Here is a 25,804-nt window from a genome sequence, read left to right on the forward strand (position 1 = left end):
CGCACTGCAGTCTAGGGTATGCTTAGATTTAGCGCCTGTAGCGGTAGTAAAGCGTTAGGCCCAGCACCGTGACACTACCGAGAAGCAGAGAAATAAGCGGGACGCTCAAGGCCAGCAGCAGGCAGGCGATTAACCCTGCATAACTGTAGGCGATTGGCCAATGCCGCTCCTGCGGAGCGAGCTTGAGGGCGGCCGCGTTGGCCAGTGCGTAATACAACAAGACGCAAAATGCGCTAAAACCAATCGCTTCGGTAACCTCTAAAAACATAATGACAACGGCTATAACCCCTGCTACCGCCAGCTCGGCACGCACCGGAATATTACGCTCAGCCGATAGCGTAGAGAAATAGGTGGGCATATCCCGATTGCGACTCATAGCCAGCAAGGTGCGACTGATGCCTGCAATCAAGGCGACTAACACACCCAGACAGGCCAGGCTTGCTACTAAGCGTAAAACCGGCGAGAAGCTTGCCAAAGCGGTGTGGCTTAAGGCCAGCGTAAGGGGTGCTTTTGCCTGCACGAGTCGGTCAGGCGGAGTTACCAGCAATACGCCAATCAATACGCACAGATAGAGCCCTAGAACCAAAAATAACGACAGCGGAATTGCACGTGTTAACACTCTTGAGGGGTTGTTGACTTCTTCGGCTAAAGTGGCCAAACGCGCATAACCGGCAAACGCGAAAAACCAGATGGCAGCGCCCTGAGCCAGACCGTATAGCGAGAAATCTGCAGTGGGAATCAGCCGGTTTGGCTGCGCTGCAGGGGCGCTTAAACAGGCTGCGACGAGTAAAAGCAAGGCTAGCACCACCAGCGTCACAATTATTCGACTGACACGAGCGGTTTTTTCAATCCCCCACAGGTTGAGTCCGGTCAGCAGGCATAAAGCACCCAGGGCGGCAGGTTTCTCGTAACCAGGTGCAGCGTAGTGAGCAAAAGTGAGTGCCATAGCCGCGCCACTGGCGGATTTGCCTGATAAAAAACAGGCCCCGGCGATGAATCCGGCCGTTGGATTTAGCCGCTCGCGGGCGTAAAGATAAGTGCCCCCCGCCTGGGGGTGGCAGGCCGCCAGTTGTGCCGAAGAAACCGCGTTGCAGTAGGCGATTGCGCCGGCGATCAGCAGGGAAAAAATAATATAGCCGCCCGCAGCTGCGAAGGCTGGGGTAATGGCTGCAAAAATGCCAGCACCAAGCATTGCGGCTAAACCTAAGAATACGGCGTCGGTTAAATTAAGGCTGCGATAGAGAAAGGGCATGATAAGTCCGTCACTGATCGGCCCGCTAACATACAAAGGCCGCACCATTGATGCAATGGTGCGGCCTTTGTATGTCATGAAACTGTCGCTTTAACGCAAGGCTTACTGCCCCTAGAACTGATAGGCAATGGTCGCTTTGATGTTGCGACCTGGTTCGTAGTCGGTCAGGAACAGCTCACCGAAGCGCGGATGAAAACTGGTGCCGGTGCGTGATGATTGCGAGGCGTAAAACTCATCAAACAAATTGTCTACACCCGCGGTCAGCAGCAGACCTTTGGTCGGCTCCCAGCTCATGGACACATTGTGTACGGTGTAACCGTCTTTTGAGTTTTCAAGCGTGGCACCGTCCAAATCCAACGCGGCCGGAACATCGCCTACCAGCAGAACATCGTAGTGGAAGTTCATGTTCAGCGAACGCAAATCGTAATCGAGGTTCAGGCTCCAGGTGTCGCCCTGCTGGCGGTCCAGGCGCGCGCCTTCGTATTGTTCGTAACCCTCGTAAGCCGCAAGATCACTTTCGGCGTCTGAATAGGTTAACAATGTGCGCAAACCGCCAATGTCGTAGCCGATGTAGGCTTCACCACCGGTGATTTCCATATCGCCGATATTGTCCATAACCGGGCTGGCGTATTGGTAGATGTAGCCTTCGATTTCGGTGCGGAACAAGGTCGCCCCTATGGAAAAGTGGCTGGCACCCAGCACCGAGTCGCCGTAGGCGAATGAGATCTCATCGTTGCGGCCGGTTTCGGCTTCAAGCTCAGGGTTTGGATCTTCAAATAACCCAGCACCGGTGAAGACTTCGGATAACTCCGGGCCTTTGAACAGTTCGGTCGACGACACTTTAAAAATCAACGCATCGGTGGGCTGAAATTCACCGGCCAGCGAGAAGGTGACATCATCGTAGGTGTTATCAACGACCGCTGAGTCGATGTCGTAATCGTTGTAGCGCGCCCCCGGAATGATCGCGAAAGCGCCGATTTCAATACGGTCTTGAATAAACAATGCCGCATCGGTTGCCTCTTCACCGGCTTCGTCAACACCGCCTTCGACGTAGGTGGCTTGGTACTCGGTCTCGTAGTTAATGATATCCAAACCGTAGGTGAGTGTTTGTTGAACAGAACTGCCAAATACGGTTTCGGCTAACACGTTAAAGCCAGTATTTTTTGCATCGCCATCGACAATGGCCGCCCAGGCGGCAAACCCCGGGTTTTGGGCGTAGCCTGATTCGTCCCGCCACAGGTTGCTTTCGTTCATAAACGCGGCGGCTTTTACGGTGGTGCTGCCAAGCTGCAGATCGTAATTGGCGGTGTAGGTATCGCGCGAAAACTCGGTAGGCCACAACAGGGGCACTTGCAAAGAATCGGTGATGGCCAGATCGGTCGCCAGTCCCATGTCCGGGCGGTAACTGTAGTCGCCTTCATCAATGTAATGCTCGTAGCCAAACTCCAGACGTTGGTCGGGGGTCAGGTCAAAGCCGACCTTGATCAGTGCATCGTCCAGCTCGCCCGCCAGGCCTCGCACCATGCCATCGGTGCCAGGCAGCACATTGCCATCAGCGCCTTTAATTTCGCCGCCGCCGACTTCGTAGTCATCGCGGTCCACATGGTTGTAGTAGGCCAGTAAATCGACGCTATCGCTTAATTGGGCAAAGGCGGCGATGGAGTAGTTGTGGCCTGAGTTGTCGCCATAGGTGGCAGATACCCGGCCGCCAAAGCGCTCGCCATCGCTCAGCATGTCTTTTGCTTCTTTGGTTTCGAAACGCACGGCGCCGCCCAGGCCACCGTTAATGACCGAATTGGTACCCACGTCGATATCCACAGACTTAAGGATGTCCGCGTGAATCTGCAGGTTGCCCATGTGGTGGTACATATAAGTGTTTTGGTTGGCGCCATCGATGCTGATGCGCAGGTCTTTATCGTCCATGCTGCGGATGGTGATGCGCTGGTTCATCGAATGCGCACCGCCCACATCTACGCCGGGAATCGTGCGCAAAAGGTCACTGATGTGGTCCGCCTGGCGCATTTCAATGTCTGCCGTATTCATGTGAACCGAAGAGGCGCGTACCTCAGTGCCCCACACCACCAGTTCTTCAATTTTAGGCTGCTCGGTGCTGTCTTGAGCCCAGCTGTTAGATGCCGCTGCTAACAGGGCTGTTGCGGCGCAAAATGTTCTTTTCATGTCTTTCCCCATATCCGTTTGTTGTGCATATAAAAAAACCCTCGCTTGCGAATGAATGTCGCAATCGAAGGTTTATGTTTATTAGAATCATTCCCATTCATGATACAGTTATCACCTCGCCAAAACAGCCTGCAAAATCGTCAAGCTATTATGAGAAATGATCACGCTCGATCCGAGCCAACGGATTTGCTCAGCGCAGCTGAGTTACATCGCCGGGCGCGCCCCTGCAGCCCCGACCACCGAATTGACAGTGCGCCAGAGGAGCCGGTTTTACAGGGACACTTGCGTTTTTTTCGCATCGGTAGCGAAGTCTCTGTGCATTGCGTGGATGCTACTGAGCTATGCAATAAACGCAGCAGTGGAGAGTGCCCAGCCGGTCTTAGCGTGAATATTTTGTTACAGGGGCAAGTGAGCTTTGCCGTGGGGGCAGAGCGCTATCGCTGCAGCGCTGAAGTAAAGCCGATGGGTATCGCGCTTATGCTGCAAGAGGCCGAACCCTTTACTCGTTTTTTAACCGCTGGAATGCACGTCTGCAAAGTTAACGTCAGTGTTTCTCGTCAGTGGCTCCGTGAGCGGTTGGGGGATGCCCAGGCCGCTCGAGTGCTGCAGCGTAATATCAGGTTATGGGCTGCCGAGCCTGCGCAGGTACAGCTTGCTCGAAGTTTGTGTGCTTTGAGTGAAAAATCAAGCACCTCGACCATCGCCATAGAGGTGATGGCCTTGCAATTAATTGACGCTGTCGTAAGCGCTGCCGAAAACACTGCTCCTTCGGTAGCACCTGTGCAGTTGGCGCAGTCAGCAGATGAGTTACGCCGAATGCTTGAGCCTTATATACAAGGGGAGTGTGATTTAACGGGGCTTGCTGACAACCTTGGTATGAGCGTCAGTACCTTACAGCGTCGTTTTAAGCGGCTGTGTGGTGTTACGGTTATGGAATATGTGCGAAGTCAACGGCTTGAGCAGGCGCGCCGCGCGTTGTTGTTACAGGGAATGAGCCTGCAGCAGGCGGCTTATATCGCAGGTTACGATCACCCTTCCAATTTTGTCAGTGCGTTTAAGCGGGTGTTTGGCTCAACCCCGGCGGCACTGGTAAAGGCGCACCGCTACCCGGCGGACGACTGAGCCAGGCCGCTGATGCGGGCATTTTTATACGCGGGGTTAAAGATAAGAATAAGGATTGAATTCAACACCTCCTGTCGGGTGAGGGTGTGTGTGCGAGTAACCCATAATCGGTCGGGCTGCTCATGATAGACACTGTCACATTCCCTTGGCTACACTTCGGCCAAAATAACCGGCAAGGGAAAAATTATGCGTGCAGCAATCATGAACATTCTGGCTGTTACGGTCTTGGCTAGTGGATCATCGCCTGCGTGGGCTCATTCTGACCACAACCACTCTGAAGGCGTCATCATCGAGGGTTCCGCTGAAAACCCGTGGACCCACCTTAAATTCAACAATAATCCTGATGCTTTTCAGTTTGCAATTGTCACTGATCGCACCGGCGGGTTACGCCCTGGCGTTTTTTCCGAGGCTGTCGACAAACTGAATTTACTGCAGCCGGAATTTGTTGTAAGCGTGGGAGATTTAATCGAAGGTTACACCGAAGATCGCGCTCAGCTAGAAACGGAATGGAATGAGTTTGACTCAATGGTGCAGCGGCTGGACATGCCATTTTTTTATCTGGCCGGTAACCACGACTACACCAATGAGGTCATGGCGGATGTATGGCGCGAGCGCTACGGTGACAGCTACTACCACTTTGTTTATCGAGATGTGCTGTTTGTCATGCTTAACTCGAATGACGGCGGTAAAACCCACACGTTTTCGCAACAACAAATTGACTGGCTTGGCCAAACATTAAAGGCCAACCCTAAGCCTAAGTGGACCCTCATTTTTACCCATGCACCCTTGTGGGACAGGCCCGACTCCGATCGCTGGAGCGACATTGAGGCGTTATTGTCGGACAGAAAATACACGGTTTTTGCAGGCCACCACCATCGCTATGTAAAAGACAAACGCCACGGGCGCAAGTACTTTACCCTGGCCACCACCGGTGGTGTTACCAGTGGGCGAGGCACCCGGTTTGGCGAGTTTGATCATGTGGTGTGGGTTACGATGAGTGACGAAGGGCCCATTATTGCCAATATGATGTTGGACGGAATCTGGGGCGAAGATGTGCGCACTGCAAAAATGCGCGATTTGCAAACGGATATGATTGATAAAGGCAGATTGTCGTTACCAGCTATTTTGTATCGTAACGCTTTTAAAGAAGGCGAGGGAGCCCTGCGACTTAAAAATGATTCGGATATCCCTTACCAGTTTAAGGCTACTTATCGGTCCTTGGGGGATGTGACACTCAGCGGTGATACATCTATCAGCGTGCAAGTGCCACCCAATGAAATTGTCGCGCCAGCCATAAAATTACAGGCAGACAAAAAGTTAACCGATGATCGAAACGTTGTGACTGTTGACTGGCATTTGAGCTATCAGCTGAACGGGGAAACCATTGAGTACCGGGGTGAAGAGCAACTGGCGATTGCCCGCGAACGACCACTGAAAAAACTACGTCAGTTAACCTTAGATGGGTCGCTTAAAGAGTGGCCAGAAAGCCGCTTTTTAGCCAATGCTGAAGGTGCATTTTTCAATACGCAGGGCTTTACCGGTGATGCCGATGCGAGTTTTCGCTGGGCAGCGGTTGAGTACGAGAAGGGTTTGGGGCTGGCCTTAGAGGTAACTGACGATCAAGTACAGCGCAGTGAAGACGGTGCCATACCCAGACAGGATTTTGCATTTTTCAGTATTGATGCCCGCACCAAGACGCGTCGAAGTATTAAGCAAACCTACGATAACCGGGTGCCCGGTGAGCTGACGTTGGCACTGTTAGCCCCTTCCTCCACGGTTGAGCCAGAGTTGCGCGGCGATCCCAGTTTGCCCGAAGGTATCGAATACGCAGCCCGACTTACCCCGCAGGGCTATAGCGCTGAGATCTTTATTCCACAGCGAGTGCTGGATAAAATTCACGGCAGCGTGTGGGATGGTGTGCGAATCAATGCCCAGCTGCGTGATGCCGACCCGCAGGAGCCTGGCCCAACGGGGCGTGAATGGTTGCCATCCTGGGGTACTGAATGGGCTGTAGGTGGCTCGGGTGGGTTTTTCAGGCCCTGATGGATCACGCGCCGCTCGCATGCTCAAGGCTGAGCCGCGTTATCGGTAAAGAGCGGGTTAAAAAAGGAGTGTTTGCGTATTTTTTAGGCAATACAGTTGTTCAAGTTCAGAGAGTTGCGGCCGATAATCTTCTACAGGTAAGTGAAATGGCAGCCAGGCAGCGTTGTGGCGAGAAAGCGCAACGGAGCCGGCTGCTAAAAGGTAAGGTGCAGCGCTTAGCACGGCCCCCCTGGTCTAATGAGGGTTTAGTGGCGACTACTTACCACCGCGTCAATTACTTTAAGTGTGAGTGGGTTGTATGTTTTTTAAAAATAAATGGCTTGTGGAAAGGGTTCGTCAGCTTGAAGAAGAGTTAAAAATCTTTTCCGATATCCAAGATGACCTACAGCAGGAAATGATCAGTTTTTCGCTGGATGCGACAGGTAAAATTCTGGGGGTGAACCAAAATTTTACCGATGCCATTGGTTACACAAAAAACGACGTAGAAGGTAAGTTGTTAAGCGACTTGCTGGTGCCAGCCTCAATAGAAAAAGACCATTGTCGCCGCATGCTGGAATGTGTGTCTCAAGGGCGTCATTGGCATGGCGCCGTTCAGTTGCTGAAAAAGAACGGCGAACAAGCATGGCTTAGAAGTATTATTCAGCCGCAATTGAAAAAGCCGGGTCAATCTACACGGCTGGTAACTTACTCTACCGAGCTTACTCGAACGATCTCCGATTCCCGCGAAAGACAGGATATGCTGCAGGCGCTTAATCGGTCTTCGGCGGTTATCGAGTTTACTCTGGACGGCATGATTCTCGATGCCAATGATAATTTCCTCAAGTGTGTGGGGTACAGTAAGGGGGAGATTGTGGGCAAACATCACCGTCTGTTCTGTACTCATGAAACCACTGAATCTAATGAGTACAAAGAGTTCTGGGCGAGGCTTGGTCGTGGTGAGTTTGTTTCCGGGCGGTTCCAGCGCATAGGTCGCAATGGTAATTTAATTTGGTTGGAGGCGAGTTACAACCCTATACGTGATGAAACAGGGCAGTATTATAAAGTGGTTAAGTTTGCCACGGATATCACCGAGCAAATGAACCGTGAAGCAGCGATATCGGAAACCTCGAATATTGCCTACGAAATATCGCAAAAAACCGATGCCGATACCTCTGAAGGCATTAAGGTTATTCACTCTACCATTGAAACCATGAAGGGTTTGTCCGCATTAATGGAAGATGCCAGTCAGGGAATTAACGAGCTGGATACTCAGTCGGAAAGAGTGTCTGCGTTGGTGGATAGCATTAAAGGTATTGCCGATCAAACTAACCTTTTGGCCCTGAATGCGGCTATTGAGGCTGCACGTGCGGGTGAGCAGGGTCGGGGGTTCTCGGTGGTGGCAGACGAAGTGAGGCAGCTGGCTTCCAGAACCAGCGCCGCCACTGAGCAGATTATTGAAGTGGTATCAGAGAATAAACAGCTGACCAAAAAGTCTGTGTCGCTTATCGAGTCCAGCCTTGCCGATGCTCAGCGAGCCTTGGAGTTGTCAAGTGAGTCGGGAACCATGATGAATGAAATTCAATCCAGCGCCCGTCAGGTTGTGGATGCTGTGAGTCAGTTCAAAAGAACACTATAGCCCTGCCTAAAATTAAAAACGGCTCTTCGTGCGGTGGTACGGATTGGGACAGTTTCATCGCTTGATTGATTTCATTACCGGAGGTAGTCTTTAACCTTCGCTTTTACCGCTGGCCCGCAAACGAATAATTGTGCGGGCGGCACTGGATGTTGACGTGCCGCACGAATAAATAGCGATGCTTTATGCCAGTCAGGGTAGAGCGTAATACCTTCCGGCAGAGAACTGTATTACCCCAACACCAAGAGAGCTTTGTATTACCCAGCTTAGATGTTTACTGTAAATCTGAGTGACAGATGAGTTGCCCGCCATCAGGAAGGGGCAGTAATGAAAGCTGGTCCCTTGTTTCTAGCGATTTATGACCAGTCGATGCCTATGAATAGCGCAATACCAGCACAGATAAATGACTTGTTTCGCTCGTACCCACCGCCAGTCTGCGAACATTTGTTGGCTGTGCGAACGCTGATTTATGATATGGCAGCCGAACATGAGTTGGGCAAGGTCGATGAAGCCATCAAGTGGGGGGAAGCCAGCTTTCTGGTGAAAGGCGGCACCGCTGTCAGAGTAGACTGGAAAGAGAAACGGCCAGAAGTTGTTAAGGTGTTTTTCCATTGTCAAACGCGCTTGATTGAAACCTTTCGTGAGGTATACCCCGATGTATTTGCCTACGAGGGGAATAGGGCGCTGCTTATTCCCCTTGCGGATTATTCCAAGCAAAGCGAACTTGCCCACTGCTTAAGTGTTGCCATGCGTTATCAAGCGCTTAAACGATTACCTATGTTGGGAATGTAATTGTTGCCTATCGCTACCGGAGTAAAACATTGCCAGAACTAAAAACCTTTGCGCTGTTTGTGCTGACGGCGTTGGCCGAAATTATCGGTTGTTATCTGCCTTATTTGTGGCTGCGTGAGGGTAAGTCGGTTTGGTTGCTGGTGCCCGCGGCTGCCAGCTTATCGCTATTTGCCTGGCTTCTCACTCTGCACCCAACGGCATCGGGCAGAGTGTATGCGGCTTATGGTGGTGTTTATATTTTTATGGCGGTTCTTTGGCTGTGGCAAGTGGACGGCATAAAGCCCACCGTGTGGGATATGGTGGGCAGTGCTGTGGCTTTGTTGGGCATGGCGATTATTATGTTCGCACCGCGAAGTGGCTAGGACGTGGCTAGAGAGTGCTTAGGAAGTGCCTAAATGATGATCAGAGCGCTGGAGTCGAGGGACATGCCCTCAGTAATGCAGCTTATGAAGCACAATAGGCAGCGTTATTACCAGCAGCGCGGAGAAATATGGAACGATGCGGCGTTGCCCCGATTTTTAGAGCGAAAGAAAAATCGGTTAAGGCGATTTGTTTATTCGCTTAATGAATAGTGTGGAGGTTTGTATGGCCTGGTTGTATCTGGCAATAGCCATTGTGTCTGAAGTTATTGGCACCTTAGCGTTAAAAGCGTCCGACGGCTTTAGCGAGTCCGGCGCCAGTACGGTGTGTGTTCTTGCCTATGGTATAGCGTTTTATGCGTTGTCGCTGGTGGTTAAATTCATACCTCTGGGGATTGCTTACGCTATTTGGGCCGGAGCAGGTATTGTGTTAATCACCGCCGCGGGGGCGGTATGGTACAAGCAATTACCCGACGCGCCAGCGCTGATTGGTATGGTATTGATTATTACCGGTGTAGTGATTATTAACGTGTTTTCAAAAAGTGTCAGCCACTGACCCCCGACGCCTGAAATTTTAGTGTAAAACGCCCTCAACGATTTACGTTGAGGGCTCGTCGTCATTACGCGCGATACTCTCCCTGCCTTTCAAGCATCCAGCCCGGATACTCTGCGGGTAAACGGCTTACTTCGTGTAAGGCTTGTAGTTCATCTTCACCGAGCACAATACGCGCGGCGTTTATATTATCCTGCAATTGCGAGGCGCGTTTAGCGCCGATAATGACGCTGGTGACGGCTTTTTGATGCAGCAGCCAGGCAAGCGCTACTTGCGCAACGCTGGCGGTTTTGCCGTCTAAGGTTTTGCCGGCGGCTATGTCACGCAGGGTGGTGATGACTTTACTGCCGCGGTTGCGGTTAACCGGCGGAAAATCAAATTGCGTGCGACGGTTTTCTTCAGAGGCGCCTGGCCCTTCATACTTGCCCGATAGGTAACCGCCTGCCAGCGGGCTCCAGACCATTAAGCCGATGTCTTCTGAGTGCAGCATGGGAATGACTTCTCGCTCTAAATCTCGGCCCACCAGTGTGTAGTAAGCCTGCAGAGAAATAATCGGGCAAAGCTGACGCGCCTGGCTGATGCCTACGGCTTTTACCACTTGCCATGCAGCCCAATTTGATAAACCAATGTGATGCACATGACCGTGTTGCACCAGTGTATTGAGTGCCTCGAGGGTTTCTTCCATGGGCGTGGCGGGATCAAAGCCGTGTATTTGATAAAGGTCGATATAATCCGTTTGCAGTCTTGTTAGGCTCTCTTTGCACTGCGCTATGATATGACCGCGTGACGCTCCGCGGTGATTGGGCCCTGGGCCCATGGGGCCGAGCACCTTGGTAGCGAGCACGATGTCCTCACGACGTACCTGTAAGTTGTTAAGTGCCTGGCCGAGTATTTTTTCGCTATTGCCAGCGCCGTATACATTGGCGGTGTCGATGAAATTGATGCCTGCGTCTAAGGCCTGGGCAATAAGCTCTTGCGCCTCTTGCAGTTGCAGCTTGCCAATTTTTCCCCACATATCATCACCGCCGCCAAAGGTCATGGTGCCCAGGCAAAGCTCAGAAACAAACAGGCCTGAGCGCCCCATGGTGCGCATGGCTAAGGCGGGTTTTTCGCTAGAGTCGGTCATTATAGAGTCCTCACTGGGTTTGGGTGTGTTCACAGACACTAGGCTAGCGCCGTGAGCGGGGTAAGGGGCAGACATAAACTCTCAGGCTTATGCACAATTCTCTCAATCGTAAAGAACAGGCTCCTTTAGAATACGCAATTCCGGTAGGCTTAGTGCATAGCAGACCAGGCGAAGCAGGTAAAGGTTATGTCAATTCAAACTGAACCCCGGTGGGCGGTGAATCAGGCGGATTTATACCAATGTTTACGCACCACCGTTGAGCAACAGTGGCTAAGTGGTGGCCCCGAGTGCGCTATTAACGGGTTGCGCTTAACCCGTGCGACTGAGCCCAGTGGCACCATCCGCGCGATTTATCAAACCTCGTTTTGCCTTGTATTACAGGGCAGTAAATGCAGCGCCATTGGGGATACGAGCATCGACTATGGCGTAGGTGAATGTCTGGTCGCCTCGGTCAATGTGCCTGTGCATTCCCGTATTACTCAAGCGAGTAAGAGCAAGCCCTATGTTGCGTTGAGTTTGGCAATAGACCCGGCGATGGTTGCAGAACAATTGTTGGGCCACCCGGAGCTTGCGCAAAGCTCGTCCAGTCGCCTGGCCTTGGCGAAAGGAAAGGCACCGAATGAAGTTCTCGATCCTATCATGCGGCTGCTGGCGTTATGCCGGCAACCGGCCGATCAAGCCGTGCTTGAGCCGTTAATTCGGCGGGAAATCTGCTGGCGCCTGCTGCGCTCGCCCATGGGCGCGGCCTTACAGCAAGCCGGGTTACAAGACAGTGAAACGGCCCGTATCGGACAGGTAACGGCGTGGATGCGGGCAAATTACTTTCGGGCTTTTCAGGTGCCTGAGTTGGCCGCTATGGCCTCCATGAGCCCTGCCTCCTTTTACCGCCACTTTAAAACCATCACGCAAATGACACCGGTGCAGTTTCAAAAACAGGTGCGCCTGCAAGAGGCTCGCCGTTTGTTGCTCAGTGAGCACGAAGTGGCGGGAGTGGGTTATAAAGTGGGTTACGAAAGTCCGTCGCAATTTAGCCGTGATTACCGCAAACTGTTTGGTGCGCCACCGGGAAAAGACGCTGCGGTGATGCGCTCCAGTGTTGCCATAGAAAGTGGTGTCTAACGTCAATAGGCCGGAAGATGAACTACGACCAATTTAACGAGTATTGCCGTTCGCTACCCGCCACCACTTATGTGGTGCAGTGGGGCGGGGCGCACGTATGGAAAGTGGGCGGTAAAGTCTTTGCTATTGGCGGCTGGGCAAAGGCCAACAATGGAACGGGTAACCCTGCTTTTACCTTTAAAACATCCGAGCTGCACTACGAATTGTTAAAAGATGAGTCCGGCTATCGTCCGGCGCCTTATTTGGCATCGCGGGGTATGAAGTGGATACAGCAGGTGAGTACTGATAAATCTTTGGATGAGCCGTTAACTTATTATTTGCGCGAGTCTCATCGATTAGTCTCGCTAAACCTAACGAAAAAGTTGCAACGCGAGCTGGGTTTAAACCAGCCCGCCTGTGAATAATTACAATTCGATTCGCTTTTTCTTTTCTGACGACTTAATCGCCGCGCGCACAATGGCGATGTCTTTTAACCCTTCTTCGCCCGGTACTTTAACGGGGGTGTTGTTGATAATGGCCAGGGCGTCGCTATCCATTTGTGCTGCCTGCTGATTGGCGATAAATTTATTCAGCTTTTTGCCGTCGCTGGTAACGCCTTGCACACCGTTATAGGATTGCATGGGGGCCAGCTCGTACCAGCCTTCGGCGCAATTAACGCGCAGCTTATTGCCGGGTTCAACCACTGACGTGCGACACTTGGCAATAATCCCTTTTGGAAATTCCAGAGTCAGGCTGGTGGTATTGTCCACCTCCTTGAATTTGGGGTGGCTAAAATCGCGCGTGGCTGTGACGGCAATAGGCTCAAGGCCCGCCGCGTAGCGAGCGCCGTTAATGGCGTACACGCCCATATCGTAGAGTGCACCGCCGCCCATATCCGCTTGCATACGCCAGTTGTCCGCCGGCAGGCCGTTACCCGCGTAGGCGGCTGTGGCATTGATGGTTTGCAAAGCACCGTAAGGGCGGCTGTGGGCGTACTGGATAACGGTCTGGGTGTTGGGCTCGTGCTGCATGCGGTAGCCCACCGACAGTTTTACCTTATTTTTACGGCAGGCATCGATAATGGTTTGGCACTCTTGCACGCTCATGGCCATGGGCTTTTCGCACCACACATGCTTGCCGGCATTGGCGGCGATAATCGAGTATTTCATGTGCAGGCCGGTGGGCACCACAATATAAATAACATCAATATCTGGGTTGTTGGCCAAGCGGTGCATGTTACCGTAGTTATACACGTTGGTGTCTTTAATACCGTATTTCTGCTGCCATACCGGAATTTTCTCGGGGCTGCCGGTCACAATCCCGCGCAGCTCACAGTGTTCGGTTAACTGCAGAGCGGGAGCTAATAAGTCGCGGCTGTAGTAACCCAGCCCCACCAGGGCCACACCCAGTTTACGTTTAGGTGTGGCAGCCCAAACCTGCCTGCCGGCCCCGGTGCTTAGCAGTGCGACGCCAAGGCCGGCGCGTTTAATCAGTTGGCGGCGAGACGTGTTTAACTTGTCCATGGCAAATCCCTCTTCTGGTCGTATTTTCTCCATTGCAGCAAGGAGGGCGTGGCAGCGCAATGGGCTTTACATTTTCTTGCTGAGCAGGGCACATTCGCTGGGCGCTGTCAGCACCGAACCCTTGCGTCTAAATTGACAAAACCCTGGTCACGCCTTACATTGCGCGGCGCGATGTGAGGTGCCTGCTGCGCTCAAAGTTCAAACTCTTGACGCTGAGCAGGTTAAACGGGAAGTCCGGTCAATCCGGCGCTGCCCCCGCAACGGTGATCAAGCTCTGGGTGCTTTACACAAAGTTATCCTGGTTTGTCAGCCCGATACCGGCCCACATCAAATCGTGATGGAGCGGAGGGCTGCCATCAGCAAGTCTCACACCTGCCTTTGGGTGTGCCGCATGCTATTCCTCCCCTCGATCCCAACTGTTGATTTTTAGGGATTGAACCGTGAAAAAAACATTGTTAGCTGCAGCCATCGTCGCTGCTGTGCCTGCTATGGCGCAAACCAACGAAGCACAACAACAATTACTGCCAAGCCTTGAGACAATTGTGGTGGTCAGTTCGCGCCAGCCAGAGGCTATGCGTCAGGTGGCCACGTCAGTGGCGGTGCTGGATGAAGCGCAGATCAAAGCGCGTGGCTTTACTGCCCTGGCCGATGTGCTGCGCACTATGCCTTCGGTCTCGGTCACCAATGCAGGTGGCATGGGTAAAGCCAGCTCCATTCGCGTGCGCGGTGAGTCCGGTTATCGCACCATGGTACGTGTGGATGGTGTGGATGTCACCGACCCCACGGGCACCCAGGCCAGTGCGCAAATTCAGCACATTATGAGCGCCGATGTGGGCAAGGTAGAGCTGCTGCGAGGCCCCCAGGGCTTAATGTACGGCGCCGATGCCGGCGGTGTGTTGAATATCGACACAGTTGCCCCGCAGGATGACACACAGGTTAAGTTGTCCGCCGAAGGTGGCAGCTTTGACAGCCAGCGCTATAACGCCAGTGTCGGTGGTGGCAGCGATCGGGTGGATTATTTTGTCGGTGCGTCTTACGCGGAAACCGAAGGCTTCAACACCAGCCTGAAAGATACCGTCTTGCAGGATGACGATGGCTACGAAAATACCACACTGCACGGCCGTGTGGGTTGGAATGCTACTGAGGCGTTGCGTTTAGAAGCTGTGGTACGAAATACCGATGCTACCAACGAATTTGATCAATGCGGTTGGCCTTATGTTGATGACTGCGTGGGCGATTTTGAACAAACCAATGCCCGCGTAAGTGCCGCCTATAACACGGGTCATTTCAGTAACGAGTTGGCTTTTTCAACCACCGATGTTGAGCGCAAAAACTACGCCGAGGGCGCTGTCTCTTACGACACCGAAGGTGATATTCAAAAGCTGGAGTGGCTGGGCAGCGCTAAACTGAATGACATCCATACGATTGCCTATGGGTTAGAGCAGCGTGAAGACTCCGTGCGCGAGATGAACCGCGACCAATGGGGCGCTTACGCTGAGTATCAGGGGCATTATGGTGAAGGGTTGTACGTTACCGCCGGGTTGCGCCACGACGACAGTGACGACTTTGGCGATTACGATACCTACCGCGTGAGCGGGGCTTATGTGTTGGACACGAGTGCCGGTTCGGTCAAATTTAAATCCAGTTACGGCACCGGCTTTCGTGCCCCGAGCCTGTTTGAAATTGACTACAATCGCCAGCAAAACAATCCGGACTTGGCACCGCTCACGCCCGAAGAGAGCGAAGGCTGGGACGCCGGGGTAGAGTTTTACGCAAATTCTGGTCTGCACCTGGAGCTGGTGTATTTTGATCAGAGCATTGAGCGTGAAATTGAATGGGATGGAGGTTACGTACAAAGCGCCGGCGAAAGCACATCCGAAGGTGTGGAAGTGATTGCCGATTTCCCTGTGGCCGATTGGTTAGTGGTTAACGCCAACTACACCTACACAGATGCCAAAACCGCTGAAGATACCGTGCGCGCACGTCAGCCCGAAAGTATGGCGAACCTCGGGTTCACCTTTATACCGGTTAGCGCATTGCAGGCATCTGTTAACCTGCGTACCGCCGAGGGTACTTACGATCGCTACGGCGACCCGATCGGCAGCTATCAGGTGTTAGACGCTAGTATTCGCTATGCGTTAAGCCCAGCATTGACTTTTTATGTGCGCGGCGAAAACTTAACCGATGAAGATTATATTGAGGTGCCCAACTACCGCACCGCAGGCGCTTCTGGCTATGCGGGTGTGGAAGTGACGTTTTAATGGGAGGCCGATCGACCAGGGCTTGGGGTGGTCGCGCTTAAAACAGGCTGTAAACCCATCCCTGGGAGCTCGGCGCCCGAATCCCTCGGGCGACGGTTTTAAGCGTAACCACCCCAAGCCCTTAATGCCATTGACAATTTAAAAGGTAAGACACCATGAACGACGAGCAGAGCAAAAACGAACGCCATAAAAAGGCGATGGAAAAACAAAAAGCCAAGGTGGATTCACGCATTGAAGCGGCGAGCACCGAACGTGGTGTAGCCATTGTGTTAACCGGCAATGGCAAAGGCAAATCCAGCTCGGCGTTTGGTATGGTCATGCGCGCTTTGGGTTATGGTCATAAAGTTGGTGTGGTGCAGTTTATTAAGGGTGAACAATTATCCGGTGAAGAGCTGTATATAAAAAATCAGTGCCCCCAGGTGGATTTATACCAAATGGGCACGGGCTTTACCTGGAACACACAAGATCGCAGCGGCGATATCCGCGAGGCGGAAAAAACCTGGGCCGTGGCCAGCAAAATGCTAGCCGATGACAGCTACGATCTGGTGGTGCTCGATGAGCTTACCTATATGATTGCCTATAAATACTTAGACGAGCAAATGGTGTTAGACGCCATTGCCAACCGCCCGGTTGAACAGAGTGTGGTGGTCACCGGTCGCGGCGGCGGCAGTGCGCTGCAAGAGTTGGTGGATACCGTCTCCGAAGTGAAAGATATCAAACACGCGTTTAAGTCGGGCATTAAAGCGCGCAAAGGTGTGGATTACTAAGTGACCTGTTTAATGGTGCAGGGGACCACCTCCGATGCCGGTAAAAGTACTCTGGTAGCGGGGCTGGCGCGCCTGCTGCAAAGGCGCGGGATTAAGGTCGCTCCGTTCAAACCGCAAAACATGGCTTTAAACAGTGCGGTCACCGAAAACGGCGGAGAAATAGGCCGCGCTCAGGCATTGCAAGCGCAAGCTGCCAAGCTGGCCCCCCATACGGACATGAACCCGGTACTGCTTAAGCCCTCATCCGATACCGGCGCGCAAGTGATTATTCACGGCCAGGCTATTGGCACTATGCAGGCGTTGGATTATCACCATTATAAAGCCACGGCAAAAGCGGCTGTGCTTGACGCTTTCGGTCGGCTGAGTAATCAATACCAGTGCGTTTTGGTGGAAGGCGCCGGTAGCCCAGCGGAAATTAATCTACGCGAAAACGATATCGCCAATATGGGTTTTGCCGAGGCCGTCGACTGCCCGGTGATATTAATTGCCGATATCGACAAGGGCGGCGTGTTCGCGCATTTGGTGGGCACACTGGCGTTGCTGTCGGAAAGTGAAAGAGCGCGTATTGCAGGCTTTGTGATTAACCGTTTTCGCGGCGATATGGCGCTGCTGCAATCGGGTCTGGATTGGCTTGAGGAATACACTGGCAAACCGGTGTTGGGGGTTATCCCCTATTTGCACGATTTTTATCTGGACGCCGAAGACGCCATCAGCCGCGCGCAACAATTAAGCGATACGCAATTGACGGTGGTGGTGCCGGTATTACCGCGCATCAGCAATCACACTGATTTTGACGCACTGCGTCTGCACCCGCAGGTGAACTTACATTATATTTCTGTGGCCGATGAAATTCCCCCCTGCGATTTAATCATCCTGCCGGGTAGCAAAAACGTGCGCGCCGACTGCGCCGCGCTTAAGCGCAATAACTGGCAAAAAAAACTCAATAAGCACTTGCGTTACGGCGGAAAACTAGTGGGCATTTGCGGCGGTTTGCAAATGCTGGGTAACAATATTTCGGACCCAGAGGGCATAGAAGATACGCCAGGGGAGATAACCGGCTTTGGCTTTTTGAACTTTACCACGCGCTTAACCGCGTCAAAAACGCTAACCAATGTGCAGGGAACATTGCAGCTAAACGGGCAGCAGGCCAATGTCAGCGGCTATGAAATTCACTGTGGTGTGAGCGAAGGGCCAGCGTTTGCTCATTCTTGCGAAAACGCGCCGCTGGTGTTTACGAAAGCGGGCCAAAAAGTTCCCGACGGAGCGCTGAGTTCCGACAACCAGTTGTTCGCCACCTATTGTCACGGTCTGTTCGATTCACCCGCTGCACTGCCGTTAATATTGCAGTGGGCAGGGCTTAGTGATTCTCAACCATTTGATTTGCAACGCTACCGCGAAAGACAAATTAACCGACTGGCCGATACCCTGGAAGCGCACCTAAACCCCCAGTGGTTATCCAAGCTTGGGGTTCGGTCATGACGCCTGCCAGCAGTCGCCGTCGGCGAATCAAACTTTGCGCGTTTTTTCTTTCGGCATTGCTGTGCGTTAGTTTTTTACTGTCCTTGGGTTTAGGCGCCGTTGCGATTGCCCCTATGGATGTGTTGCGCGCTTTACTGGGCGCTGAGCTTGCCGGATACAGTGGCGATATTATTACCAGCATTCGTTTACCGCGCGCATTGCTTGCCGCGGGCGTAGGCGGCGTACTGGCGGTTTGTGGTGCGTATTTGCAAGGGCTGTTTCGTAACCCGCTGGCCGACCCTTCTCTTATTGGTGTGACGGCGGGTGCCTCGGTGGGCGCTAGCCTTGCGATTGTTCTTGGCGGCGGTGCGCTGTGGGGCAGTACGTTCGGCGGATTGTCGCTGGTATCGGTTGGTGCGTTTACCGGCGGGCTGGTATGTGTGTGGCTGGTGTACCGGGTGGCAACCGGAATTAACGGCACCTCGGTGGCGACTATGCTGCTGATGGGTATTGCCGTTACGGCGCTGGCGGCAAGCTTAACCGGCTTAATGGATTATTTTGCGGATAACGAACAACTGCGACGTATGAGCTTGTGGCGCATGGGCGGGCTTGATGGTGCTACCGGCACCCGCGCGGGCATTATGTTGGTTATTCTGGCGTTATTGCTGTGCAGTATGGGTAAGTGTGCGCGGCAATTAAACACCTTGCTGTTGGGCGAATCCCAGGCGCGGCATTTGGGCGTGGATGTAGAGCGCCTGAAAACCTTGTTAATTGTACTGGTGGCATTGGGTGTGGGTATATCGGTCGCTATGGCGGGCAGTATTGCCTTTGTTGGTTTGGTGGTACCCCACATGGTGCGTTTATGGGCTGGGCCGGATCATCGCGCGCTGGTGCCTTTATCGGCATTGGGTGGTGCCAGCTTGCTCTTGTTGGCCGATACCCTGGCGCGCACTGCGCTCGCACCCACCGAGTTGCCCGTGGGTTTAGTGACCGCACTTGTGGGCGCGCCCTTTTTTATTGTGCTGCTTAAGCGTCAGCGCGGGTGGGTGCAATGAGCCTGTTGTCTGTGCGTAATTTACAGGTCACCATCGCGGATAAAACGCTGCTGCACGATTTTAGTGTCGAGCTGAATGCAGGGCAGGTGACGGCGATTATCGGCCCCAATGGCGCAGGTAAAACAACGCTGCTGAAAGCCATTTGCCATGATCTTCCCGCTGATGGAACTGTGGATTTTGCTGGACAGCCGCTGGCTGAATGGTCAAGTGCTGCGCGGGCGAAAAAAATGGCGGTGCTCAGTCAGCACAACACTTTGTCATTTGCGTTTACCGGTGCCGAGGTGGTGTCGTTAGCGCGCGGGCCCCACAGCACAGGCGCGCGTATTGATTCGCAAATTTGCATTGAGGCCATGGCCGCCATGGACGTGCTGCATTTATCCAACCGTTTGTATCCAACCTTGTCGGGTGGTGAGCAGCAGCGCTTGCAACTGGCGCGGGTGCTGGCGCAAATCTGGCGCGCGGAAGATGCGGGCGAGCGTTTGCTGCTATTGGATGAACCTGTCACTAGCCTGGATATCGGCCACCAGCATCAACTGATGCGCGCGGTGCGCGATTTCGCGGCAAGCGGAGTCGCCGTGTTAATGACGGTGCACGATATAACTTTGGCCGCTGCCTACTGCGATGACTTACTGGTATTACATAATGGCGAATGTGTGGCCACGGGGAAACCGGAGCAAGTGATTACCGAATCACTCTTGGCCGATGTGTTTGCCACCGAGGTTACGGTTATCGCACATCCTAAAACGGGTAAACCCATTGTGGTGGGGCAATAGGTACGCGAGGCAATAGGTACGCGAGGCAATAGGTACATTATGCAGCTTATTCTAGGAGGCGCGCGCAGCGGCAAAAGCCGGTTTGCGCAACAGCAGGCCGAGTCCTGGCAGCGGCAAACCGGCGGTCAGTTACGGTATTTGGCAACCGCCGAGGCCGGTGATGCAGAAATGCACGCTCGTATACAGCGCCATCAACAAGACCGAGGTGCGCCCTGGCAGACCCTCGAAGAGCCACTTAACCTTGCGAGCGAGTTAAAGCAAAACCAGAGCCGCGATACCTGCGTGTTAGTGGATTGCCTGACGCTTTGGGTGAGTAACTGTATGCACCACGGCCAGTGGGAGTCGCAAAAAGCCAGCCTGTTGCAGGCAATTGATGAGGCTAACGAAAAAGGCGTAACGCCCAATTGGATATTTGTCAGTAATGAGGTGGGCTCGGGTATTGTTCCTTTGGGCCCTTTATCGCGAGAGTTTGTCGATGCCAGTGGTTGGCTGCATCAAGCGTTGGCAGAGCGCGCGAAAACGGTCACCTTAGTGGTAGCGGGTTTGCCGGTAACGCTAAAAGCATAGAAAAGTCGTAAAGGGTTGACTCAGAGTTATGAATGAATTTCCAACGTGGCTTACTCAAGCCATTCCAGCCCCGGACGCTAAGGCAATGGACGTCGCGCGGGCGCGACAATCTCAGCTCACTAAACCACCGGGTTCGCTCGGGCAGCTGGAGTCCATCGCTGTGCGCTTTGCCGGTTTTCAAGGGCGAGAAAAGCCGGTTTTGAACAAAGTATTGGTGCGTATTTTTGCTGCCGATCACGGCATAGTGGCGCAGGGCGTGTCGGCTTTTCCGCAGGCGGTAACGGCGCAAATGCTGCAAAATTTTGCCACAGGCGGTGCAGCTGTGTGCGTGTTATCGAAAAATATTCACGCCGACTTTCGCGCCGTCAATGTCGGTTGCGCCAATGACATCGACTCGCAGCTTCCTGTCGTTCACGCGCCTATCGCTTGCGGTACGGCTGACTTTTCCCGCGAGCCCGCCATGACAAAAGCGCAACTGATAAAAGCGCTGAATATGGGCGCTGAACAAACAGGCAACGCCGATGTATTTATCGGCGGTGAAATGGGCATAGGCAATACAACGTCAGCCGCCGCTATTTTTGCGGCGCTGTTTCGTTTGCCCGCCGAGGTCATCACCGGCCGCGGCACCGGGGTGGATGATAAAACACTCGCCAACAAAACCGCATTGGTTGCGAAAGCCTTGGCGCGGCACCAATCACAGCTGAGCACCCCGCTTGGAATTTTGCAGTGTGTGGGCGGTTTTGAAATTGCCGCCTTGGTGGGGGCGTTTCTTGCCAGCGCCCAGGCGCAAACGCCGGTGTTGGTGGATGGCTTTATCGCCACTGCGGCAGCGGCAGTGGCCGAGGCCGTTAACCCCGGTGTGAACCCCTGGTTGGTTTACGCTCACCAGTCTGAAGAGCAAGGGCATAAACTTGTGCTTGAAAAACTACAGGCAACGCCTTTATTGCAGCTGAACATGCGTTTGGGAGAAGGCAGTGGCGCGGTTTTGGCCGCGAGCATTATTCGCGAGGCGCTGGCGCTGCACAACCAGATGGCCACCTTTAATGAGGCGGGAGTCTCCGGTGCAGATTGATTTATTACGCCACGGTGAATGTGAAGGTGGGCAAATTTTTCGCGGTCACACCGACGTTGCCCTAACCGAACACGGTTGGCAACAAATGAATGCCGGTCTGGAGCAGCTGACAGCTAACTGGCAGAGTATTGTCAGTTCACCGCTACAGCGCTGCCGCCTGTTTGCCGAACAGCTGAGCAGTAAAACCCAGTTGCCCTTAACCATTGAGCCCGCGTTTAAAGAAATTAATTACGGCGAATGGGAAGGCCAGTTGATAGAAAGTGTTTGGCGTGATCGCGAAGAACAAGTGCTGGCGTGGAGTCGTGACCCGGAAAAAAATGGCCCGCCGGACGGCGAGGCGTTTCATCATTTTCGTGAGCGTGTATTAAACGCTGTATTGAGTTTAGCCAAGCACGACCAAAAGGAAAAAACCCTACTGATTACTCACGGCGGTGTCATCAAACTGTTGTTGAGCATCGCCAATCAACAACCACCGGCGTGGATGATGCAGCTAAAAGCCGGTTACGGTTTCAGTGCCTCGCTGTCCTTGAAGCAGGGGCAATTATCGGTGTTGTACCCTCAAGAGAGCGACTATGTTTACTCAAGCTAAGCAGGCGTTTTTATTTGCACTGGTGTTTTTAACCCGCCTGCCCGTCGGTCGCTGGATGCAAAAACCCGGCGCTCATACATCCACTCAGGCGGTGTATTTTTATCCTGCGGTGGGGGTGGTGATAGGTATTCTTTTGGCCGCGTTCTCGGTTGCGCTGTCGGGGTTGGGTGATTTTTTAAACGCGGCTTTGGTGCTGGCGTTATGGGTTGGGGTTACCGGGGCACTCCATTTAGATGGCCTTGCCGATTGCATAGACGCTTACTACGCTGGCCATAAATGCGTGGATGCCGAGCAACGGCGCGAGCGAATTTTACACGTTATGCACGACCCCAACTGTGGCGCGGTGGCGTTAGTGTCTCTGGTGTTGTTGCTGTTGGTTAAGTTTTCTGCGCTGGCGAGCATGGCCACCAGCTGGCAAATGGTCGCTGCACTGATTATCGCCCCAGTGATTGCCCGCACCGCGATATTGCCTTTTGTTGCATTGTCCGAATACGCCCGTTACGAAGGTAAAGTGCCGGATAATCTGGCCACCAATAGCCAGCGCTTGTGGTTAATTACTCTGCTGATGTCGGCATTGGCGGTGTTAACGCTGGGCTTGGTGAGCGCCACTATTGTTGTAGCGGCGGTGGCGGCGTTGCTGGTGTATTGGCGCGCGCTATGGCAGCAACAAATTGGCGGGTACACCGGCGACTGTTTAGGCGCGCTGGTGGAATTAACAGAGACCTTGGTGCTGATTACATTGGTGGCCGTGTGGTAATTGCCTTAGCGCTATTGCTGGGTTTTGTTTTAGATGCCCGTTTTGCCGAGGTGCGCCGCTGGCATCCTTTAGTAGGCTTTGGTGGTTTAGCCACACGCCTGGAGGCAAGACTAAATCGCGGTGCTTATCGTCGCTTACGGGGGTTGTTAGCGGTCTTTGTACTCATTTCTCCTATCAGCTTAGCCGCTGCGGTACTCTGGTGGTGGCTGCTTATTACCTCACCTTTTACGGCCATTTTCTGTGGTGCAATCGGGTTGTACTTTGCCCTTGGTGGTAAAAGTTTGCAGTTGCATATTGAGCCTGTCATTAAGGCGCTCAACACCAAAGATCTGCAAGCCGCCCGAGAGGCGGTGCAAAAAATTGTCAGCCGTGACTGCCAAGCGCTTGATGCAAATCAGGTCGCGTGCGCAGCGACCGAGTCATTGCTGGAAAACACGTCCGATGCGGTTATCGCTCCGCTATTTTGGTTTGCGCTGGCGGGGCTGCCGGGCGTAATTCTGTACCGTTTGTCCAACACCCTGGATGCCATGTGGGGCTATCGTTCGGATCGGTTTCTGCAGTTTGGCTGGGCTGCAGCGCGTCTGGATGACGGGCTAAATATTATACCCGCGCGGCTGTGTGCATTGGCTTTTGCCGCCTGTGGCGACGCCGCTGGGGCGGTTCGAGTCTGGCGCCAGTGCGCGCACCAGTGGGCCAGCCCCAACGCCGGGCCGGTTATTGCCAGTGGCGCGGGTGCGTTGGGTATTGGTGTGGGGGGCGGTGCTTTTTATCATGGCAAGTGGTGCGCTAAACCCATAACGCCTGGCAGGGCGCCGAGTGCTCAAGGCTTACAAGCGGGGCTCCGTTTAGTAGGCCGCGCCAATACGTGTGTGCTGATGTTGCTCGTGCTTTTATGCTGGGGTATTTACTCGTGAGCGATGTCTGCGAGCACGGCGGTAACCTGCAAGCCGCGACCGAACGCTTTGGCCTGCCTGCGGGCGGGTGGCAAGATTTATCCACGGGTATCAGCCCGTGGGGGTATCCGGTTAGCCAGGTGCCCAGTCACGTGTGGCAACATTTACCGATTGATCGAATCCCGTTAATGAATGCAGCGCAAAACGTTTACGGGGTAAGCGCCGAGTGTATTTTCCCCGTTCCTGGCACTCAGGCCGCGATTGCGGCAGTGCCGCGTTTTTTGCCGGCGGCGCGAGTGGCTCTGCCAAGCTGCGGTTATCACGAACATCAATATCACTGGACAAACACTGGCCACACGCCGGTTTTCTATTCAACCGCCGACGAGTTATTGCAGCTAGCCAAAAACGGCGCAGTTGATCATGTGGTGGTTATTAACCCCAATAACCCGACCGGGCAACGAATTTGTCGCGCTGATTTGCAAAAGGTTTATCAGAGCATTGCGGGTGTGTTGTTGGTCGATGAAGCTTTTATGGATTTTCAGCCAGAGCACACGATGGCCGCATTCGTGGCGCAGCAACCACGTTTAGTCGTCTTGCGTTCGGTGGGAAAGTTCTTTGGCCTTGCGGGCATTCGCGTCGGTTTTGTTTTAAGTTGTCATGCACAAATTAAAAACATAAAGCACCTGTTTGAACCCTGGGGGGTCAGTGGCCCTGCGATGTGGGTGGCAGAGCAGGCGTTATCAGACCGCGATTGGCAGCAAGCGCAACGTCAGCGGATTGATAACACGTTCCAATCGCTGACAACGCTTCTTCAAGCTTTTACCGAGCGGCTACCAACTAAAATTACGCTATCTGGTGCAGGGCTTTTTATTTCTTTGGCAGGGCATGAGGCTCTGTTACACGCTCTGCATAACGCATTGGCGGCGCGTGGTATCTACACACGCTGGGGCTATCAATGCAGGCGTTCTGCAACGGCGTATTTGCGCTTTGGCTTACCCGATGATGATAACGTGCGTTTGCAATCGGCGCTGCACGCCATACAACAGGAATGGAAATTATGAGAATTGTTTTTTTGTGGCTGGCACTGCTGGCGGGCGTAAACGTTTATGCCGATAAAATTGAAGTTGTGGATGCGCGGGGTAAAACGCTTCGCCTGGAGCAACCGGCAGAGCGTATTGTGGCCCTGGCTCCGCACATTGTTGAAAACGTATACAGCGCCGGGGCGGGCGGCAAATTGGTGGCCGCTGTCAGTTACAGTGATTATCCCCCCGAGGCGCAGCAGCTTCCGCAGGTAGGCAGCTACAAAACCGTTAACTACGAAGCGGTGCTGGCGCTAAAGCCAGACTTGGTGCTTGGCTGGGCCTCCGGTAATGGGCCTGACGTAGCGCAGCAATTAGAGCGTTTGGGGCTTAAGGTGTATGTGGATGAGCTACGCACCATGGAGGACATTGCCGTCGCGGTGCGCACCATTGGCACTTTAGCAGGCACCTCGGAGGTTGCAGAGCACACAGCGCAACAGTGGTTGCACCGCTACAACACGCTGAAAGCTCGTTATCAGCAAGCAGAACCCGTCAGCGTGTTTTATCAAGTGTGGAATGATCCCTTGCAGACGCTGAATGGTGAGCACTTGGTCAGCGATGTGATTCGCCTATGCGGTGGGCGCAACGCCTTTGCCGATGCCATTTCTTTAGCGCCAAAAATCAATATTGAATCGGTGCTGGCCCGTAACCCGGAGGCGATTGTGGCCAGTGGCATGGGTGAGCAACGCCCAGAGTGGTTAGACGAATGGAAGCAATACCCGGCCCTTACGGCGGTAGAAAATCAGCATTTGTATTTTGTACCGCCGGATATTATTCAACGCCACACGCTGCGAATTTTAGACGGTGCAGATTTACTGTGCGAACAGCTTGCCAGGGTCAGGACAGACTAGCCCTTAAGCTTGCTTTGCACCGAG

Annotated in this window: 24 protein-coding genes and 1 riboswitch; of the genes, 20 read left to right on the plus strand and 4 right to left on the minus strand. The window is 53.4% G+C overall.

Annotated elements, in window-relative coordinates:
• Positions 1–28: 28 nt before the first annotated feature.
• Both D568_RS0104835 and D568_RS0104840 read right to left on the minus strand, forming a co-directional pair.
• The gene (locus D568_RS0104835) at positions 29–1,330 is read right to left on the minus strand and encodes an APC family permease (RefSeq protein ID WP_020208450.1); all 1,302 of its coding nucleotides are present in this window, start codon (positions 1,328–1,330) and stop codon (positions 29–31) included.
• Between the two features lie 33 nt (positions 1,331–1,363).
• Positions 1,364–3,430 (minus strand): TonB-dependent receptor domain-containing protein, encoded by a 2,067-nt coding sequence (locus D568_RS0104840; protein ID WP_020208451.1) that lies wholly within the window; start codon positions 3,428–3,430, stop codon positions 1,364–1,366.
• A gap of 150 nt (positions 3,431–3,580) precedes the next feature.
• Here D568_RS0104840 and D568_RS0104845 point away from each other — a divergent pair, with 150 nt between their 5' ends.
• From D568_RS0104845 to D568_RS0104875, 6 genes are all read left to right on the plus strand, one after another.
• Positions 3,581–4,552, plus strand: a complete 972-nt coding sequence (locus D568_RS0104845; RefSeq protein ID WP_169334786.1) for a helix-turn-helix transcriptional regulator — start codon at positions 3,581–3,583, stop codon at positions 4,550–4,552.
• A 186-nt stretch (positions 4,553–4,738) separates the two neighbouring features.
• A complete protein-coding gene (locus D568_RS20965) occupies positions 4,739–6,595 on the plus strand; it encodes a metallophosphoesterase family protein (RefSeq protein WP_020208453.1) in 1,857 nt (618 codons plus the stop codon).
• 298 nt (positions 6,596–6,893) lie between these two features.
• Complete coding sequence (locus D568_RS0104855; RefSeq protein ID WP_020208454.1) at positions 6,894–8,210, plus strand: methyl-accepting chemotaxis protein; 1,317 nt, start codon at positions 6,894–6,896, stop codon at positions 8,208–8,210.
• 324 nt (positions 8,211–8,534) lie between these two features.
• A complete protein-coding gene (locus D568_RS0104860) occupies positions 8,535–8,999 on the plus strand; it encodes a DUF1801 domain-containing protein (RefSeq protein WP_020208455.1) in 465 nt (154 codons plus the stop codon).
• A 29-nt stretch (positions 9,000–9,028) separates the two neighbouring features.
• Positions 9,029–9,361, plus strand: a complete 333-nt coding sequence (locus D568_RS0104865) for a YnfA family protein (RefSeq protein WP_020208456.1) — start codon at positions 9,029–9,031, stop codon at positions 9,359–9,361.
• Between the two features lie 223 nt (positions 9,362–9,584).
• Positions 9,585–9,914: a DMT family transporter gene (locus D568_RS0104875; RefSeq protein ID WP_020208458.1), complete on the plus strand. Its 330-nt coding sequence runs from the start codon at positions 9,585–9,587 to the stop codon at positions 9,912–9,914.
• Between the two features lie 64 nt (positions 9,915–9,978).
• On the opposite strand, the gene D568_RS0104880 is transcribed toward D568_RS0104875, so the two are convergent.
• Positions 9,979–11,037 carry an aldo/keto reductase gene (locus D568_RS0104880; protein ID WP_020208459.1) on the minus strand — a complete coding sequence of 353 codons (1,059 nt, stop codon included), beginning with the start codon at positions 11,035–11,037 and terminating at the stop codon, positions 9,979–9,981.
• Between the two features lie 186 nt (positions 11,038–11,223).
• Between D568_RS0104880 and D568_RS0104885 the strand changes: the two genes are divergently transcribed.
• Both D568_RS0104885 and D568_RS0104890 read left to right on the plus strand, forming a co-directional pair.
• On the plus strand, positions 11,224–12,156 hold the full coding sequence (locus D568_RS0104885; protein WP_020208460.1) for an AraC family transcriptional regulator: 933 nt from the start codon (positions 11,224–11,226) through the stop codon (positions 12,154–12,156).
• 17 nt (positions 12,157–12,173) lie between these two features.
• Positions 12,174–12,560 carry an MmcQ/YjbR family DNA-binding protein gene (locus D568_RS0104890; RefSeq protein ID WP_020208461.1) on the plus strand — a complete coding sequence of 129 codons (387 nt, stop codon included), beginning with the start codon at positions 12,174–12,176 and terminating at the stop codon, positions 12,558–12,560.
• Here D568_RS0104890 and D568_RS0104895 read toward each other — a convergent pair whose 3' ends face one another.
• On the minus strand, positions 12,561–13,658 hold the full coding sequence (locus D568_RS0104895; protein WP_020208462.1) for a Gfo/Idh/MocA family protein: 1,098 nt from the start codon (positions 13,656–13,658) through the stop codon (positions 12,561–12,563). It lies immediately after the preceding gene.
• Positions 13,659–13,816: 158 nt separating this feature from the next.
• Positions 13,817–13,998, plus strand: a riboswitch (cobalamin riboswitch).
• A 100-nt stretch (positions 13,999–14,098) separates the two neighbouring features.
• On the opposite strand from D568_RS0104895, the gene D568_RS0104900 reads away from it, so the two are divergent.
• The 12 genes from D568_RS0104900 (at position 14,099) to D568_RS0104955 (ending at position 25,780) form a co-directional block, all read left to right on the plus strand.
• On the plus strand, positions 14,099–15,919 hold the full coding sequence (locus tag D568_RS0104900; protein ID WP_020208463.1) for a TonB-dependent receptor plug domain-containing protein: 1,821 nt from the start codon (positions 14,099–14,101) through the stop codon (positions 15,917–15,919).
• Between the two features lie 155 nt (positions 15,920–16,074).
• Positions 16,075–16,686 carry a cob(I)yrinic acid a,c-diamide adenosyltransferase gene (gene cobO / locus D568_RS0104905; RefSeq protein WP_020208464.1) on the plus strand — a complete coding sequence of 204 codons (612 nt, stop codon included), beginning with the start codon at positions 16,075–16,077 and terminating at the stop codon, positions 16,684–16,686.
• The gene (locus D568_RS0104910; RefSeq protein ID WP_020208465.1) at positions 16,687–18,165 is read left to right on the plus strand and encodes a cobyric acid synthase; all 1,479 of its coding nucleotides are present in this window, start codon (positions 16,687–16,689) and stop codon (positions 18,163–18,165) included.
• Positions 18,162–19,199, plus strand: a complete 1,038-nt coding sequence (locus D568_RS0104915; protein ID WP_020208466.1) for a FecCD family ABC transporter permease — start codon at positions 18,162–18,164, stop codon at positions 19,197–19,199. Before D568_RS0104910 ends, D568_RS0104915 begins: the two co-directional genes overlap by 4 nt.
• Complete coding sequence (locus tag D568_RS0104920; RefSeq protein ID WP_020208467.1) at positions 19,196–19,972, plus strand: heme ABC transporter ATP-binding protein; 777 nt, start codon at positions 19,196–19,198, stop codon at positions 19,970–19,972. The genes D568_RS0104915 and D568_RS0104920 overlap by 4 nt, the downstream gene beginning before the upstream one ends.
• 39 nt (positions 19,973–20,011) lie before the next feature.
• Complete coding sequence (gene cobU / locus D568_RS0104925) at positions 20,012–20,539, plus strand: bifunctional adenosylcobinamide kinase/adenosylcobinamide-phosphate guanylyltransferase (RefSeq protein WP_020208468.1); 528 nt, start codon at positions 20,012–20,014, stop codon at positions 20,537–20,539.
• Between the two features lie 28 nt (positions 20,540–20,567).
• Positions 20,568–21,611: a nicotinate-nucleotide--dimethylbenzimidazole phosphoribosyltransferase gene (gene cobT / locus D568_RS0104930; RefSeq protein ID WP_026286858.1), complete on the plus strand. Its 1,044-nt coding sequence runs from the start codon at positions 20,568–20,570 to the stop codon at positions 21,609–21,611.
• Positions 21,601–22,200: a histidine phosphatase family protein gene (locus D568_RS19310; protein ID WP_020208470.1), complete on the plus strand. Its 600-nt coding sequence runs from the start codon at positions 21,601–21,603 to the stop codon at positions 22,198–22,200. Before cobT ends, D568_RS19310 begins: the two co-directional genes overlap by 11 nt.
• Positions 22,184–22,957, plus strand: a complete 774-nt coding sequence (cobS, locus tag D568_RS0104940; protein ID WP_020208471.1) for an adenosylcobinamide-GDP ribazoletransferase — start codon at positions 22,184–22,186, stop codon at positions 22,955–22,957. The genes D568_RS19310 and cobS overlap by 17 nt, the downstream gene beginning before the upstream one ends.
• On the plus strand, positions 22,951–23,871 hold the full coding sequence (cbiB, locus tag D568_RS0104945; protein WP_020208472.1) for an adenosylcobinamide-phosphate synthase CbiB: 921 nt from the start codon (positions 22,951–22,953) through the stop codon (positions 23,869–23,871). The genes cobS and cbiB overlap by 7 nt, the downstream gene beginning before the upstream one ends.
• Positions 23,868–24,911, plus strand: coding sequence for a threonine-phosphate decarboxylase CobD (gene cobD / locus D568_RS0104950; RefSeq protein WP_020208473.1), 1,044 nt, complete (start codon positions 23,868–23,870; stop codon positions 24,909–24,911). Before cbiB ends, cobD begins: the two co-directional genes overlap by 4 nt.
• Entirely contained in the window at positions 24,908–25,780 is an 873-nt protein-coding gene (locus D568_RS0104955; RefSeq protein WP_020208474.1) for a cobalamin-binding protein, read from the plus strand. Before cobD ends, D568_RS0104955 begins: the two co-directional genes overlap by 4 nt.
• Positions 25,781–25,804: the final 24 nt, after the last annotated feature.

The sequence above is a fragment of the Gilvimarinus chinensis DSM 19667 genome (assembly GCF_000377745.1).
Lineage (GTDB): Bacteria > Pseudomonadota > Gammaproteobacteria > Pseudomonadales > Cellvibrionaceae > Gilvimarinus > Gilvimarinus chinensis.